The organism is Kitasatospora sp. NPDC085879, from assembly GCF_040686255.1.
Classification (GTDB): Bacteria; Actinomycetota; Actinomycetes; order Streptomycetales; family Streptomycetaceae; genus Kitasatospora.
On record NZ_JBFBJZ010000008.1, the window covers coordinates 111,976 to 127,156 of the forward strand.

At 73.5% G+C, this 15,181-nt stretch carries 13 protein-coding genes; 2 read left to right on the top strand and 11 right to left on the bottom strand.

The features are described 5' to 3' along the window. Nucleotides 1-146: 146 nt before the first annotated feature. From AB0P35_RS08910 to AB0P35_RS08920, 3 genes are read right to left on the bottom strand one after another with little or no spacing between them, the layout of a single operon-like run. On the bottom strand, nucleotides 147-848 hold the full coding sequence (locus AB0P35_RS08910; protein WP_363508362.1) for a gamma-glutamyl-gamma-aminobutyrate hydrolase family protein: 702 nt from the start codon (nucleotides 846-848) through the stop codon (nucleotides 147-149). Next, nucleotides 845-2,203 (bottom strand): glutamine synthetase family protein, encoded by a 1,359-nt coding sequence (locus AB0P35_RS08915; protein ID WP_095876098.1) that lies wholly within the window; start codon nucleotides 2,201-2,203, stop codon nucleotides 845-847. The genes AB0P35_RS08910 and AB0P35_RS08915 overlap by 4 nt, the downstream gene beginning before the upstream one ends. Further along, a complete protein-coding gene (locus tag AB0P35_RS08920; protein ID WP_363508581.1) occupies nucleotides 2,200-3,642 on the bottom strand; it encodes an amino acid permease in 1,443 nt (480 codons plus the stop codon). The genes AB0P35_RS08915 and AB0P35_RS08920 overlap by 4 nt, the downstream gene beginning before the upstream one ends. Before the next feature lie 338 nt (nucleotides 3,643-3,980). Here AB0P35_RS08920 and AB0P35_RS08925 point away from each other — a divergent pair, with 338 nt between their 5' ends. Beyond that, nucleotides 3,981-4,712 (top strand): FCD domain-containing protein, encoded by a 732-nt coding sequence (locus AB0P35_RS08925; protein WP_257019387.1) that lies wholly within the window; start codon nucleotides 3,981-3,983, stop codon nucleotides 4,710-4,712. Nucleotides 4,713-4,724: 12 nt separating this feature from the next. Here AB0P35_RS08925 and AB0P35_RS08930 read toward each other — a convergent pair whose 3' ends face one another. The 5 genes from AB0P35_RS08930 to AB0P35_RS08950 form a co-directional block, all read right to left on the bottom strand. Further along, on the bottom strand, nucleotides 4,725-5,885 hold the full coding sequence (locus AB0P35_RS08930) for an acyl-CoA dehydrogenase family protein (RefSeq protein WP_363508584.1): 1,161 nt from the start codon (nucleotides 5,883-5,885) through the stop codon (nucleotides 4,725-4,727). Between the two features lie 8 nt (nucleotides 5,886-5,893). After that, complete coding sequence (locus AB0P35_RS08935) at nucleotides 5,894-7,087, bottom strand: CoA transferase (RefSeq protein WP_363508367.1); 1,194 nt, start codon at nucleotides 7,085-7,087, stop codon at nucleotides 5,894-5,896. A gap of 163 nt (nucleotides 7,088-7,250) precedes the next feature. Next, the gene (locus AB0P35_RS08940; protein WP_095876101.1) at nucleotides 7,251-7,757 is read right to left on the bottom strand and encodes a YbaK/EbsC family protein; all 507 of its coding nucleotides are present in this window, start codon (nucleotides 7,755-7,757) and stop codon (nucleotides 7,251-7,253) included. Between the two features lie 79 nt (nucleotides 7,758-7,836). Continuing rightward, a complete protein-coding gene (locus tag AB0P35_RS08945; protein WP_363508370.1) occupies nucleotides 7,837-8,325 on the bottom strand; it encodes a hypothetical protein in 489 nt (162 codons plus the stop codon). Between the two features lie 81 nt (nucleotides 8,326-8,406). Continuing rightward, on the bottom strand, nucleotides 8,407-9,729 hold the full coding sequence (locus tag AB0P35_RS08950) for a DUF6777 domain-containing protein (protein ID WP_363508373.1): 1,323 nt from the start codon (nucleotides 9,727-9,729) through the stop codon (nucleotides 8,407-8,409). A gap of 163 nt (nucleotides 9,730-9,892) precedes the next feature. Here AB0P35_RS08950 and AB0P35_RS08955 point away from each other — a divergent pair, with 163 nt between their 5' ends. Then, a complete protein-coding gene (locus AB0P35_RS08955) occupies nucleotides 9,893-11,200 on the top strand; it encodes a streptophobe family protein (protein ID WP_363508376.1) in 1,308 nt (435 codons plus the stop codon). 2 nt (nucleotides 11,201-11,202) lie between these two features. On the opposite strand, the gene AB0P35_RS08960 is transcribed toward AB0P35_RS08955, so the two are convergent. From AB0P35_RS08960 to AB0P35_RS08970, 3 genes are read right to left on the bottom strand one after another with little or no spacing between them, the layout of a single operon-like run. Then, nucleotides 11,203-12,261 (bottom strand): protein kinase, encoded by a 1,059-nt coding sequence (locus AB0P35_RS08960; protein ID WP_363508379.1) that lies wholly within the window; start codon nucleotides 12,259-12,261, stop codon nucleotides 11,203-11,205. Beyond that, on the bottom strand, nucleotides 12,258-12,788 hold the full coding sequence (locus AB0P35_RS08965; RefSeq protein WP_363508382.1) for a hypothetical protein: 531 nt from the start codon (nucleotides 12,786-12,788) through the stop codon (nucleotides 12,258-12,260). The genes AB0P35_RS08960 and AB0P35_RS08965 overlap by 4 nt, the downstream gene beginning before the upstream one ends. 6 nt (nucleotides 12,789-12,794) lie before the next feature. Beyond that, a complete protein-coding gene (locus AB0P35_RS08970; RefSeq protein WP_363508385.1) occupies nucleotides 12,795-15,143 on the bottom strand; it encodes an FHA domain-containing protein in 2,349 nt (782 codons plus the stop codon). Between the last annotated feature and the right edge of the window lie 38 nt (nucleotides 15,144-15,181).

Consider the following 15,181-nt stretch of genomic DNA (forward strand, 5'->3'; position numbering starts at 1 on the left):
AAGGAATGCGCCGGCCACTGCAGGGGCGTGTGGGGGTACCCTCCGGCCGAAGGCCGGGGGAGATCTGCGCGGGGCGGTACGTGCAGCTCCGTCACTTCCGATTCGCGCAGTTCTCCGCGCCCCTGAGAGCACCACGTGCCTACGGCTCACCGGTCCCCTGCCGCGTTCGTGAGGGCCTCGAAGAGGCGGAGGTCGTCGGGGTCGGTCTCGGGGTGCCACTGGACGCCCAGGGCGAAGCGGTGGCCGGGCAGTTCGACGGCCTCGACGGTCTCGTCGGCGCTCCAGGCGGTGGGCTGCAGGCCGGTGCCGAGGCGGGCCGCCGCCTGGTGGTGGTAGCAGTTGACCTTGGTGTGCTCGCCGAGGATGCCGGCGAGCCGGCTGCCCGGCCGGATCCGTACGGGCTGCCGCACGAACACCGCCGGGACCTGCTGGTGGCTGCCGTCGGGCAGGTGCTGGAGGAGGCTTCCGCCGAGCGCCACGTTGAGCAGTTGCAGGCCGCGGCAGACGCCGAGCAGCGGCAGGTCCCGGTCGAGGGCGGCGTGCAGCAGCTCGAACTCCCATTCGTCGCGGGCCCGGTGGGGCTCGCCGGTGCGCGGGTCGGCGGCGGCCCCGTACCGGGCCGGGTCGATGTCGGAGCCGCCGGCCAGCACGATCCCGTCGAGTGCGTCCAGCAGCCGGCCGACGCCGCCGGGCTGCGGGGGCAGCAGCACGGGGGTGCCGCCGGCCCGGGAGACCGCGTCGACGTAGGTCTGCGGGACGAGCGAGGCGTGCTGGCGCCAGACCGACCAGGCGGCCTCGTCCTGGTAGCTGGTGATGCCGATCAGTGGGCGGTGGTGCACGGTGCTCACAGCCGCTCGAATCCGCGGCGCCGCTCCCAGTCGGTCACCGCCCGGTCGTAGGCGGCGAGTTCGGTCCGGCCGGCGTGGGCGTAGTGCCGGACGACGTCCTTGCCGAAGGCCTCGGTGGCGGCCTCGCTGGCCTCGAAGGCGTCGACCGCGTCGCGCAGCGTGGACGGCACCCGGGGTGCGTCGGAGGCGTACGCGTTGCCGGTGAACTCCGGTTCGAGTTCCAGCTGGTGCTCGATGCCGTACAGGCCGGCGGCGATCAGCGCGGCGACCGCCAGGTAGGGGTTGACGTCGCCGCCGGGGACGCGGTTCTCGAAGCGCAGCGACGGGCCGTGGCCGACCACCCGCAGGGCGCAGGTGCGGTTGTCGCGTCCCCAGGCGATCGCGGTCGGGGCGAAGCTGCCGGGCACGTACCGCTTGTAGGAGTTGACGGTCGGGGCGAGCAGCAGGGCGAACTCGGAGAGGCAGGCGAGCTGGCCGGCGAGGAAGTGCTCCATGGTGCGGGAGAACCCGTGCGGGCCGTCGCCGGCCATCACCGGGGCTCCGGCCGCGTCGCGCAGGCTCAGGTGGATGTGGCAGGAGTTGCCCTCGCGCTCGTCGTACTTGGCCATGAAGGTGAGGCTGCAGCCCTCCTGGGCGGCGATCTCCTTGGCGCCGGTCTTGTAGACGGCGTGGTTGTCGCAGGTGGTGAGGGCGTCGGCGTACTTGAAGGCGATCTCGTGCTGGCCGAGGTTGCACTCGCCCTTGGCGGACTCGACGGTGAGGCCGGCGCCGGCCATCTCGTTGCGCAGCCGGCGCAGCAGGGGTTCGACCCGGGAGGTGCCGAGGATCGAGTAGTCGACGTTGTACTGGTTGGCCGGGGTGAGGCCGTGGTACGCGCGCTCCCAGGCCTGTTCGTAGGTGTCGCGGAAGAGGATGAACTCGAGCTCGGTGCCGGCGTACGCCTGCCAGCCGTAGCCGGCCAGGCGCTCCAGCTGGCGGCGGAGGACCTGCCGCGGGGAGACGGTGACCGGGCGGCCGTCGTGGTGGTGGACGTCGCACTGGACCATGGCGGTGGCCGGGTGCCAGGGCACCGTGCGCAGGGTGGCGAGGTCGGGGGTGAGGACGAGGTCGCCGTAGCCGCTCTCCCAGGAGGAGATGGCGTAGCCGTCCACGGTGTTCATGTCGGTGTCGACGGCGAGCAGGTAGCCGCAGCCCTCGGCGGCGCCGGGGACGACGTCGGAGAGGAAGTACTCGGCGGCGAGGCGCTTGCCCTGGAGGCGGCCCTGCATGTCGGTCATGGCGAGGACGACGGTGTCCACGCTGCCGTCGGCGACCAGCTCGCGCAGCCGGTCGAGGGTGAGCCTGGGGCTGCTCATCGGATCTCCAGTTCGGCTTCGAGGGCGGCGAGTTCCTCGGGCGTGCCGTGGACCTTGGGGCCGGTGAACCAGTGCCTGGCGGAGACCAGCCACCACAGGCCGGCGAAGCCGAGGACGACGGCGACCGCGACGGGTGTGTAGTTGAAGCTGACGGCGGTGACGGGGCTGACGGTGGGCAGCATGAACAGCACGGTGATCACGGCTGTCCAACCGACCGCGACGATCCCGATGATCCTGCTCCAGCGGCCCAGATGCCAGGGGCCGCGCTGGAAGGCGTCACCCTGGCGCAGTCTGAGGAATGTCGGGATGACGTACGAGATGTACAGGCCGATCACCGAGATGGAGGTGACCGCGGTGTAGGCGGTGGAGTTCCACAGGGCGGGCAGGCCGAGCAGCAGGGCGGCGCCGGTGGCGAGCCAGACCGCGTTGGTGGGGGTGTGGGTGCGCGGCGAGATCCGGTGCCAGAGGGCGGATCCGGGCAGCGCGCCGTCCCGGGAGAAGGCGTAGATCATGCGGGAGTTGGCGGTGACGGAGGCCATGCCGCAGAAGAACTGGGCGCCGATCACGATGAGCAGCAGCAGCTTGGCGCCGGTGGTGCCGATCGCGTCGATGAAGATCTGCGCGGGCGGGACGCCGGTCGGGCCCTCGAGGGCGCCCTTGTAGTCCTGGATGGCGAAGGTGATGCCGAGCAGCAGCACCCAGCCGGCGACCAGGGAGACGGTGATGGCGTTGACGATGCCGCGCGGGCCGGAGCGGGCGGCGTCGTGGGTCTCCTCGGTCATGTGCGCGGAGGCGTCGTACCCGGTGAGGGTGTACTGGGCGAGCAGCAGGCCGAGCATGGCGACGTAGAACTGGCTGTGGAAGCCGGTGTTGTTGACGAACTCGGTGAAGACGAAGGACGCGGAGGCGTGCTTGGCGGGCAGCAGTGCGAGCGCGCCGACGATGACGGTGACGCCGACCAGGTGCCACCAGACGGAGACGTCGTTGAGGCGGGCCACCAGCTTCACGCCGCGCGTGTTGAGCAGGCCGTGCAGCAGCAGGATCACCGCGAAGATCTCCACGGTGTGCGCCGGGGTGGCCGCGAAGTCGAACTGCAGGGCGAGGAAGGCGTTGGTGAAGAAGGCGGCGCCGTAGTCGACGCCGGCGGTGACGGCGACCTGGCCGAGGAAGTTGAACCAGCCGGTGAACCAGGACCAGGCGGCGCCGCGGCTGCGGGCGAGCTTGGCGGACCAGTAGTAGAGGCCGCCGGCGGTCGGGAAGCTGGAACAGATCTCGGCCATCGCGAGGCCCACGCAGAGGGTGAGCAGGCCGACCAGCGGCCAGCCCCAGATGATCATCGCGGGGCCGCCGGTGTTCATGCCCATCCCGTACAGGGTCAGGCAGCCGGAGAGGATCGAGACGATGGAGAAGGAGACGGCGAAGTTGGAGAAGCCGGACATCGAGCGGGTGAGCTCCTGGGCGTAGCCGAGCTCGTGCAGCCGCTGTTCGTCGGCGGAAACCGGTCCGGTCGGTGCCGGAAACACGGGTGCGGGAGTGTGGTGCGCTGCCTGGTCGGGTGTGGGGTCGGCGGACATGGGCACCCCTGGGGAGTGAGGCGGGCCTGGACACTGCGCGCAGCCACGGCGATGTGGGTGCGGCCTCCGAACACTCAATGGACCGGAACCAGACCATTGGGTTGGGCAGCATCGTTCACCCTGGGTCCGACCGGCGTCAAGAGGGGCGCGCTGTTCTGTCGCCCGCTCGCCTCCGGGCGGAGGGCCGTGGGTACGATGCCCGCGTGGACGAGGCAGGGATCGACTGGCAGGCGGGGGCGATCTTCCGGCCCGTCCGGACGGGCAACGCCTTCGAGGAGACCGTCGAGCGGCTGCTGCAGGCGATCAAGCTCGGCGTGTTCGGCCACGGCGACCGGCTGCCGGCCGAGCGCGACCTCGCCGTCCGGCTCGGCGTCGGCCGCGAGACGCTGCGCGAGGCGCTCCGCTCGCTGCAGCAGGCGGGCGCGGTGGAGTCCCGGCGCGGCCGCTACGGCGGCACCTTCGTCACGTACCGGATGCCGCCGCCGGACGTCGCCGACCTGCGGCGGGCCGCCAGCGACCTCGGCGAGGAGCTGGAGGACGCGCTGACCTACCGGCTCGTCCTGGAGGCCGGTGCCGCCGAGACCGCCGCCCGGCGCGACCTCACCGGGGAGCAGCGGGCCTATCTGCAACGGCGGCTGGCCGACCTGGAGGGGGCCCCTCCGGAGGAGTACCGGCGGCTCGACTCCCGCTTCCACCTGGCGATCGCCGAACTCACCGGCTCGCGCTCGCTCGCCACCGCGATCGCCGAGGCCCGGATGCGGCTGAACGACCTGCTGAACGCGATCCCGATGCTGGAGCGGAACATCGACCACGCCGCCCACCAGCACCGCGGCATGGTGGACGCGATCCTGACGGGCGACGCGGACGGCGCGCGGCGGGCGACCGAGGAGCACCTGGCCGCCACGGCCGCCCTGCTGCGCGCCTTCCTGGGCTGAACCCCGGCCGGGTCAGCGGTAGGCGGGGATGCCGGTGAGGGCCTGCCCGATGACCAGGGTGTGGATCTCGCTGGTGCCCTCGTAGGTGAGCACCGACTCCAGGTTGTTGGCGTGCCGCAGCGGCGAGTAGTCCAGCGAGATGCCGTTGGCGCCGAGCACGGTGCGGCACTCGCGGGCGATCGCCAGCGCCTCGCGGACGTTGTTGAGCTTGCCGACGCTGACCTGCTCGGGCCGGATCCGGCCCTGCTCCTTGAGCCGGCCGAGGTGGATCGCGAGCAGCGCGGCGTTGTTCAGCGAGACGGCCATGTCGGCGAACTTCTGCTGGGTGAGCTGGAAACCGCTGATCGGCCGGCCGAACTGGATCCGGTCGCCGCCGTACGCGAGCGCGGTCTGCAGGCAGTCGCGGCCGGCGCCGACCGCGCCGAACAGGATGCCGAACCGGGCCTCGTTGAGGCAGGCGAGCGGTGCGCCGAGGCCGCGGGCCTCCGGCAGCTGCGCGGAGGCGGGCAGCCGGACGTCGGCGAAGCTCAGCTCGGCGGTGGTGGAGGCGCGCAGCGAGAGCTTCTGCTTGATCTCCCGTGCCTCGAAGCCGGGGGTGCCGCGCGGGACGAGGAAGCCGCGGATGCCCTCCTCGGTGGCGGCCCAGACGGTGGCGATGTCGGCGATCGCGCCGTTGGTGATCCACATCTTGGCGCCGTTGAGGATCCAGTCGGCGCCGTCGCGGACGGCCCGGGTGCGCATGCCGGCCGGGTTGGAGCCGAAGTCGGGCTCGGTCAGGCCGAAGCAGCCGATCGCCTCGCCTGCCGCCATCCGCGGCAGCCACTCCTGCTTCTGCTCCTCGGAGCCGTACCGGTGGATGGAGTACATGGCCAGCGAGCCCTGTACGGAGACGAAGCTGCGGAAGCCGGAGTCGGCGGCCTCCAGCTCCAGGCAGGCGATGCCGTAGGCGACGGCGTCGGTGCCGGCGCAGCCGTAGCCCTCCAGGTGCATGCCGAGGACGCCGAGCTTGCCGAGCTCGGGGGCGATCTCCCGCGGGAAGTGGGCGTTCTCGAACCACTCGGGCAGGTTCGGGCGGACGTGGTCGGCGAGGAAGCGGGCCACGGTGGCCTGGATCTCCCGCTCCTCGTCGGTGAGCAGCGACGGGATGTCGAGCAGGTCCAGCGGGTCCTTCATCGGGCCGGTCACGGGAGGTCTCCGTTCGTGGGGTGGTGGGGTGCGTCGAGCCAGGCGAGGAGTTCGTCGGTGTGCTCGCCGAGCCGGGGCGGGGCGAGCCGGTAGGCGGGCGGGGTGCGGGAGAGGCCGATCGGGTTGGCGACCAGGCCCTGGTCGGTGCGGGGCGCGAGCCCGAGGCGTTCGGCGAGGCCGAAGGCGTCCGCGAGGTCGTTGACCGGCCCGCAGGGGACGCCGAGCGGGGTGAGGTGCTCGAACCATGCGGCCGCGGTGCGCATCCGCAGCCGCCGGCCGAGTTCCTCGGCGAGTTCGTCGACATGGGCGACCCGGTCGGCGTTGGTGGTGAAGCGCGGGTCGTCGGCGAGGTCGGGGGCGTCCAGGCCGCGGCAGAGCGCATCGAACTGGCGGTCGTTGCCGACGGCGATCACCAGCGGCCGGTCGGCGGCCCGGAACACCTCGTACGGGGCGATGGACGGGTGCCGGTCGCCGAGGATGCCGGGCACGGCGCCGGCCAGGGTGTAGCCGGCCGACTGGTTGACCAGGCTGGACAGCAGCGTGGAGAGCAGGTTGACCTCGACCAGCTGGCCGCGGCCGGTGGTGTCGCGCTCGCGCAGGGCGGCGAGGACGCCGACCGCGGCGTGCAGGCCGGTGAGGACGTCGACGAGCGCCACCCCGGCCTTGACCGGCCGGCCGGGGCCCGGCCCGGTGACGCTCATCAGGCCGCCGACCGCCTGGATCAGCAGGTCGTAGCCGGGCAGCGCGGCGCCCTCGCCGGTGCCGAAGCCGGTGATCGAGCAGTACACCGCGCGCGGGTTGACGGCGGCGACGTCCTCGTGGGCGAGCCCGTACTTGGCCATCGTGCCGGGCCGGAAGTTCTCGATGACGACGTCGGCCCGGCGGGCGAGTTCGAGGGCGCGGCGGCGGTCCGCCCCGGTGCGGAGGTCGAGGGTGAGCGAGCGCTTGTTGCGGTTGACCGAGAGGTAGTAGGTGGCCTGGCCGTCCGGCGCGTACGGCGGCCCCCAGGCCCGGGTGTCGTCGCCGCCGTCCGGGCGCTCGACCTTCACCACGTCCGCGCCGAGGTCCGCGAGGAGCATCGTGGCGTACGGCGCGGCGAGCACCCGGCCGAAGTCCGCGACCAGCACGCCGGCGAGCGGGCCGCGCGTAACCGCTGCCTCGGCGATCGATTCGGTCGGTTCCGTCCCCATCGACACCTCCTTCGTTCGGTGTGGCGCACATTCTGTGCATCCGAACCGCGGTTTGGCAGGCGACGAAATGGAGTGTCGCAAGGGGGAGGCGCTGGACGTTCCGTCCAGGTCCGCCCCGCGCAGCGGCCGGGTCCGGGAGGTTCTCGGTCGGTCTCGCCGCGGTTCAGGCGGGCGGTGCGGTGGACAGGTCCTCGACGACCTCGGCCCCCGGCAGGTGCGCCAGCAGTGCGCCCGGGGAGACCAGCAGCTTGCCGGCCCGGTCGCCGCCGCCCAGCACGATCTCACCGCGGCCGAGCACCGGCGCGTCGACGTACACCGGCATGCCGGGCGGCAGGGCCACCGGCGTCACCCCGCCCACCTGCATGCCGGTCAGCGCCACCGTCTCCTCGGCGCTCGCGAAGGAGACCCGCCGGACACCGAGCAGCCGCTTCACGGCCCGGTTGACGTCCAGCCGCCGGGTCGCCTGCACCAGGCAGGCCGCGTACCGGCGCGGCTCACTCTTTCCCACCACCAGGATGCAGTTGACCGAGTCCTCGAGCGTGTAGCCGTACCGCTCGCAGAACTGCGCGGTGTCGGCGAACTCCGGGTCGATCTCCAGCCACCCGTACGGAACTCCCCAGTCGTCCAGCGTGGCGCGGACGGAGTCGGCGGTGCTCTGCGTGCTCTCCATGTGGCCCGAAGCTACCAGCCGGTCGGCCCCGCCCGGCAGACCGGTCGCGACACGGCCGCCGCGCGGCGGGGCGTTCCGGTCAGTCGGCGGCGAACAGGCCGGCGGGGAGGCCGAGGGAGGTCAGGAAGGCCGACACGAGGTCCTCCGCGAACGGCTCGCTCTCCGCGGCGAGGAGCGCGGCCAGCGCCCCGCGGTCGGGGGCCAGTCCGAAGGCGGCGACCCAGTCCGCGGCGGACTCGGCGGTCTCGGTCGGATCGCCGAGCCAGTCCTGCGGGCAGTCGTGGTCGAGGGCCGTCTCCGGGGAGAGCACGCACGTCCAGGCCGGCCGGCCGCCGTCGAAGGCCTCCACCACGGCGAAGTCGCTGTCGAGGACGAAGGCGCTCAGCAGCGGCCCGGCCGTCTCCCGGGCGAGCGCGGACGTCGCCAGGTCGCCGCCCGCGGTCACCAGGAACTGCCAGCCCTCCACGGCGGCCGAGCGGTCGGGGCGGCCACCCGCGGCCCGTACGGCGGCCGTTCCGTCGAGCGGGGCGTCCAGGCGGGCGACGGTGAGGTTTCCGGTGAATCCCATACCGCGGACGCTACTGCCGGGCACCGACAGGATCGGTGCCCGGCAGACGCTGCGTCCGAGGACGGCGGCTGCGGCCGCGGCTCAGGACGGCGGCGAGGCCGGGGCGGAGGAGACCCCCGCCGCCGACTCGCTGGACGCTCCCGCGCCGCCGGCCGAGGACTGGCCGCCCCCGCTCTTCGGCGCCGAGCTGGGTGCCGAACTCGGTGCCGACGGCGAACCGGACTCCGAGCCGGACGGGCCGGAGCTCGGGGTGCCGGAGGACGGCGTGGAGGTCGACGGGGTGCCGCTCGACGGCGAACCGGAGGAGCCCGAGGTCGACGGCGAACCGGAGGACGAGCTCGGTGGCTGCGTCGGCACGTGCGTGCTGTCGCCCTGGCCCGTGCCGCCGGTCGGCCGGGCGAACGGCTTGCCGCTGGTGGTGTCCACCAGCACGACGGTCTGGATCGGCTGCGGCGCGGGCGTCACGATGACCACCTGCTGCCCGTTGAAGCCGGCCCACGGCTGCCCGTTGTACGAGGCGGGCGCACCCGGGTCGACCGGCGGTGTCAGCGGGTTGCCGCAGGCGCAGCGGACCCGCGGCACGCCGTGCGAGTCGATCAGCACGGCGGTACCCGTCTGCAGCACCGCCTGGTAGGCGGTGGCCTGGCCGTTGCTGAAGCCGTGGTTGGTGACCCGGGTGTCGACGCGCAGCACCACCGGGGTGAGCCCCTTCAGGTAGCCGTCGATCTCGTTGGGCTGGATGCCCTCGACCCCGGCCCAGGCCTTGGCCTTGTCGGGGTTGGCGGCGAGGAAGGCGCTGAGCTTCGGGACGTCGCAGCTGGAGACGTTCATGGTGCCGCCGTACAGGCCGGCGTCACCGCCGCTGCGGTTGCCCCCGCCGGGCGCCGCGGCGGTGGCGGTACCGGTGGTCGGGGCTGCGCTCTGGTCGGTGACCGAGCCGGTGAAGGGGTCCTGTCCGGCGGAGCCGGCCGGCTGCAGGGCGACCTGCTGCGCGGCCGCCGGTGTGCCGGAGCCGCCGCTCAGCACCAGGCCGAGGACGACGCCGAGCACCACGGCCGCGATGCCCGCGGGCAGCACCGTCCGGGGGTTGCGCCACCAGGGTGGCTTCCGGTGCCCGCCGCCCCCGGCCTTGCCTCCTCCACCGTCGCCCCCGCCGCCTCCCCCGGTGACCACCGTCCGCGGTCCGCTCGGCGGGCCGCCGGGTCCGCCGGGGTGGGCGCCCGGCCCGGAGGTGGGGCCGGAGGGTGGGCCGGCGGGGGTCAACGAGGTGTGTCCCGGTCCGGCGGGCCGGTTGCCGGAGGACGGCGGCTCGGAGGCCGGGCCGGAGAGCGGTCCGGAGGGCGGACCTGCCGGTCCCTCGGGCGGCTCGGCGGGCTGGTCGGGTGACGGTGGCAGCGGGCTCACGGGTGTTCCTCCCGTCCTGGGCACCCCCCGCAGGCCATTCTCCGCGCGCCTGCGCCGGCCCGCGCGACAGCTCGCGGTTCCCCGCCCGCGGACTCGCCCTTCCCCGCCCCCGGGCGGAGTCTGTAAGGAGACCCCACCGGAGCCGACCCGGCAGGAGCCGATTGTGCGGACGAGCAGCGGGCCCGGCGCCCGTACCAGCGGCGGGCCCGCGGCCCGCACCGGCGGCCCCGCGGGCGAACTGCGGCACTGGGGCGAGGCGCTGACCTCGGTCGTGGCGGCCGTCGTGGCGATGTTCGCGGTGGCCGCGGTCGGCCTGTACTTCGCCGGCGCGAACGAGCTGCCCTCCGGCGGCTACGGCTCGGTGGTCGCGGCGACGGTCCTGATGGCCTGCGGCGCCTCCGCACGGGTGGAGGGCGGGGCGGCCTTCGTGGCCGGCGCCAAGGGCGGGATCGAGGCGGTACCGCTGTCGGTCTCGCTGACCGGCGCCCTGCTGCTCGGCTGGCTGTTCCTGCGGCCGATGCGGCTGCACGCCACCGTCACCGGCCGGGAGCTGCTGGCCCGGGTCGGCCGGGTCGCCGTGCTGTGGGCGGCAGCGCTGCTGCTGGTGTCGATCCCGGCGGAGCAGAGCTTCGTGGTGTCGACCGGCGAGCCGCTGATCGACGAGCTGGGCGGGCTGATCGGGGCCTCCCCCACGGTGGGCTTCGCGGTGGACACCGGGCGGGCCGTCGGCTTCGGCCTGATCTGGCTCGCGGTGGTGCTGCTGCTCGCCCTGGCGGTCTCCCGGCGGACCCCGCTGCCGCTGCCGCTGCTGCGCTTCCACACCGCCGTCCGTCCGGCCGCGCACGCCGTGCTGACCCTGCTGCTGGTCTACGTCGCCCTGGCGCTGCCGGCCGGCCTGGTGGAGGCCGCCGTCGGCGGGCACGCCCGGCAGACCATGGCGGTGGTCTTCCTCGGCCTGCCGAACCTGGCCTGGCTGGCCCTGGGCATCGGCATGGGCGGCGCCTGGCACGGGCACGTCTCCGGCAGCCTCGGCCTGCCGATGCCGCAGCCGCTGGCCGGGGTACTGCGGGAGAACCAGAACGTCCGGCTGGACGCCGCCACCCTCGCCGACCAGGACTCCCGGGCCTGGCTGCTGGTCGCGCTCGCCGTGGTCGCGCTGCTGCTCACCGGCCTCGGAATGGCGATGCACGCCCCGCCGACGGTCAAGGCCCGGCAGCACGCGCTGCACCTGGCGGTGGCGCTGGGGGTGGCGATGCTGCTGATCGGCGTGCTCACCCGGATCTCCGCCGCCTACGGCCTGACCCTGCTCGGCTTCGGCGGCAGCGGCGCGGCAATCCTGGAGCCCGACCTGCTGGTGCTGGTGGCGGTCGGCGCCGTCTGGGGCGCGGTGGCCGGGCTGCTCGGCGGCTGGACGGCGGACCGGGTGCGCCGGGACACCGCTCCCCCGGAGCACCCGGACCGGCCCTCCTGACGTCAGTCGGTGCCGGTGCCGTAGACCGGCGCCGCCCACGACGGCGGCTCCAGAGGCTCCAGCGGTTTCAAAGGCTCCACAGGCGGGGCGACCGCGGACTCCGGCACCACCGCCGAATCTGGCAGCGCCTCGGACTCGGGCGCCGCCACGGACTCGGGGACCTGCGGGACGAGTTCGGTCGGCGTCGGCACCGGGATCGCCGCGACGTGCTCCACCCCGTGCAGCGCGCCGACGAAGGCCAGGCAGCTGTCGTACCGCTCGTCCGGGGTCTTGGCGAGCGCCCGGATCAGGATGTCGTCCAGGGCGGACGGCAGGTTGGGGCGCTGCTCGCTGAGGTGCGGCGGCGGGTCGTTGAGGTGGGCCCAGAGCATGGCGAGGTCGTCGTCGCGCTGGTAGGGCGAGGTGCCGGCGAGCATCTCGTAGACCACGCAGGCGAGGCTGTAGACGTCGCAGCGGCCGTCCACCGGCTTGCCGTTGATCTGCTCGGGGGCGACGTAGTCCAGGGTGCCGACGAACTGGCCGACGGTGGTGAGCCCGGAGAGCGAGAGGGACTTCTTGGTCAGCCCGAAGTCGGTGAGGTAGACGTGCTCGGGGTGCTCGGAGTCCGTGCCCTCGGCGACCAGGATGTTGCCGGGCTTGACGTCCCGGTGGACGAGGTCGTGGCTGTGCGCGGCGTCCAGCGCTGAGGCGACCTGGGTGGTGATCCGCACGGTCTGACGCAGCGAGAGCGGGCCCTCCCGGTCGAGCAGGGCGCGCAGGTCGCGGCCGCGGACGTACCGCATGGCGATGTAGAGCAGTCCGTCGGCCTCACCGGCCTCGTAGACCGGCACGATGTGCGGGTGGTCGATGGCCGCGGCGGCCTTGGACTCGCGGGCGAAGCGCTCCCGGAAGACGTCGTTGCGGGCGAGGTCCGGGGCGAGCAGCTTGACCGCGACGGTGCGGCCGAGCCGCAGGTCCTCGGCGCGGTAGACGACGGCCATGCCGCCGCGCCCGATCAGCGCCTCCAGCCGGTAGGCGGCGAGTTGGTGACCGGTGAGGTCGGCCGGTGCGGCGGTCGTCATCCGGTGTCACCCCGGCTGCCTGCCGCGGACCGCGGGGCGGCGGGCGGGTCGACGGTGGCGTAGGTCTGCAGCCGGGTGCCGTCGCTGTAGAACCAGCGGCCCTGGTCGAGGTCGAGCAGCCAGGCGGACGGGCCGTCGAGGACGGCGCCGACCCGCAGGTTGCGGGTGCGGTCGCGGAGGGTCTCCAGGTCGATCAGGCCGTCCGCGTACTCGCCGACCAGCCGGCGGTAGGTGGAGAGGGCCTGCTCCAGGGCGAGGAGCAGCGGCCGCGGGTCCTCCAGGGCGGTCAGCGGGTGGTCGGTGCCGGCCGGCGGGTGCGGCACGCTGACCAGCAGCCGGCCGTCGACCCAGGCCGACCAGCCGTTGGAGCAGACGATCCGCGCCCAGTTCCCGGTGCTGTCGGCGAGCCGGACGGGCAGCAGGGGGTCGAGCCGTACGGACGGCCGGGACGGGTCCGGGCTCGCCCAGGTCTGCAGCCCGTCGGCGGGCGCGACATGGGTGGGCTGGAACTCGGTCGGGGCGGTCACCAGCGGTCACCTCCGCATCACGGCGGGCTCGTGACGGCGCAGCAGGCGGGCGACCAGCAGGCCGAGGACGACGCTCAGTACCACCATCATGCCCATGTCGAGCAGCCAGATCGAGGCCTTGTGCTGGAAGAGCGGGTCGGAGGTCAGCGGCTTGGGCACGGTGGCGTGCAGGTCGATGGTGGCGGCCATGGCGGCGAAGGCCCAGCGGGACGGGACGAGCCAGGAGAGCTGGGCGAGCACGGGGGTGCTGTTGAGCTGGATCAGAGCGCCGCAGAAGACCACCTGGACGATGGCGACCAGCACCAGCAGCGGCATGGTCACCTCCTCCTTCTTCACCAGCGCGGAGATGAGCAGGCCGAGCATCATGGCGGTGAAGGCGAGCAGGGCGACGGCCAGGGTGATCTCCAGCAGCGGTGGCATGAGGACGCCGCTGCCGCCCTGGGGGCGTAGATCGACGCCGAGCAGCGCGACCATGGTGAGCACCACCGCCTGGATGACGGTGACCGTGCCCAGCACGATGATCTTGGAGCAGAGGTACGCCGATCTGGACAGGCCGACGGCGCGTTCTCGCTGGTAGATGACGCGTTCCTTGACGAGTTCGCGCACCGAGTTGGCGGCGCCGGTGAGCACCGCGCCGACGCAGAGGATCAGCAGGGCGTTGAAGATGCTGTCCTCGGCGAGTTTCTTGCCGGCCAGGGCCCGGGCCATCACGCCCATCACGAACGGCAGCGCGATCATGACCGCCAGGAAGGTGCGGTCGGCGGTGAGCGCGGTGGCGTAGCGGCGGACGAGGGTGGAGACCTGCTTGCGCCAGCGCTGCGGCCGTGGCGGCTTGGGGGCCGGGGTCTCGGCGGCCGGGGCGTGCGGCGCGGCCGGCCCGGGGTGGTCCATGGCGCCGGCGATGTACCGGCGGTACGAGGGCGAGGAGCGGTACTGGCCGGCCCAGTCGCGTTCGGTGTCGTTCTCGAAGGCGTCGAAGGCGTCCGGCCACTGCTCGAATCCGAAGAAGCCGAGGGTCTCGCCGGGCGGTCCGTAGAAGGCGATCCGGCCGCCGGGGGCGAGCAGCAGCAGCCGGTCGCAGAGTTCCAGGCTGAGAACGCTGTGGGTGACGACGATGACGGTGCGGCCGTCGTCGGCGAGGTTGCGCAGCATCTGCATGACCGAGCGGTCCATGCCGGGGTCGAGGCCGGAGGTCGGCTCGTCGAGGAAGAGCAGGGAGGGCTTGGTGAGCAGCTCCAAGGCGACACTGACCCGTTTGCGCTGGCCGCCGGAGAGGCTGGAGATCACCTGGTCGGCGCGCTTGTTCAGGCCGAGTTCGCCGATCACCTCCTCGACCCTGGCCTCGCGTTCGTCGGCGGCGGTGTCGTCGGGGAAGCGCAGCTCGGCCGCGTACTGCAGGGCGCGGCGCACCTGCAGCTGGGTGTGCAGGATGTCGTCCTGCGGGACGAGGCCGATCCGGCGGCGCAGCTCGGCGTAGTCGCGGTAGAGGTCGCGGCCGTCGTAGCGGACGGCGCCCTCGTCGGCGGGCCGCAGGCCGGTGAGCGCGTTGAGCAGGGTGGACTTGCCGGCGCCGCTGGGGCCGGCGACGGCGAGCAGGGTCTTCTGGCCGACCGGGAAGGTGACCGAGTCGAGCAGCCGGCGGCCGCCGGCCACGGTGACGGTGAGGCCGTCCACGTCGAGGTCGACGTCGCCGGTGTCGACGAACTGCTGGAGTTCGTCGCCGACCAGGCAGAACACCGAGTGGCCGATGCCGATGAGGTCGCCCTCGCCGACGACGGCGCCGAGCACGGGCTGTCCGTTGACGTAGGTGCCGTTGTGGCTGCCGACGTCGATGATCTCGAAGCGCCCGTCGGGCCGGGCGCGCAGCTCGGCGTGCCGGCGCGAGACCGACAGGTCGCCGACGACCAGGTCGTTCTCGAGGGCGCGGCCGATCCGGACGACCTTCGCCGGGAGCGGGCGGACGGTGGTCGGGGGCCGCAGGGAGCCGGTGATGGAGGTCAGCGCGGACGGCTGCCGGTCCGGTTCGGGGCGCACGGCCAGGGCGCGGAGGCTGCAGCGGGGGCCGTCGGCGGCGGCGCCGAAGCGCATCTCGCTGCCGGGTCCGACGTCGAGGTGCCGGATCCGGTGACCGTCGGTGAAGGTGCCGTTGGTGGAGCCGCTGTCGTCCAGCGCCCAGTGGTCGCCGTCGGCGTGCAGCACGGCGTGGTGCCAGGAGACCCGGGGGTCGTCCAGGAAGACCTCGCTCGTGGGGTCACGGCCGACGTGGTACGTGCGACTCGGGCTGATGACCTGCGAGTCGCCGTCGGTCTCGAGTACCAGCTGCGGCGCGGTGAGCGCGGCGGGTCGCTCTCCCATACCGCCGATGGTAGCCGCGCCCCGGACGGCACGCCCGC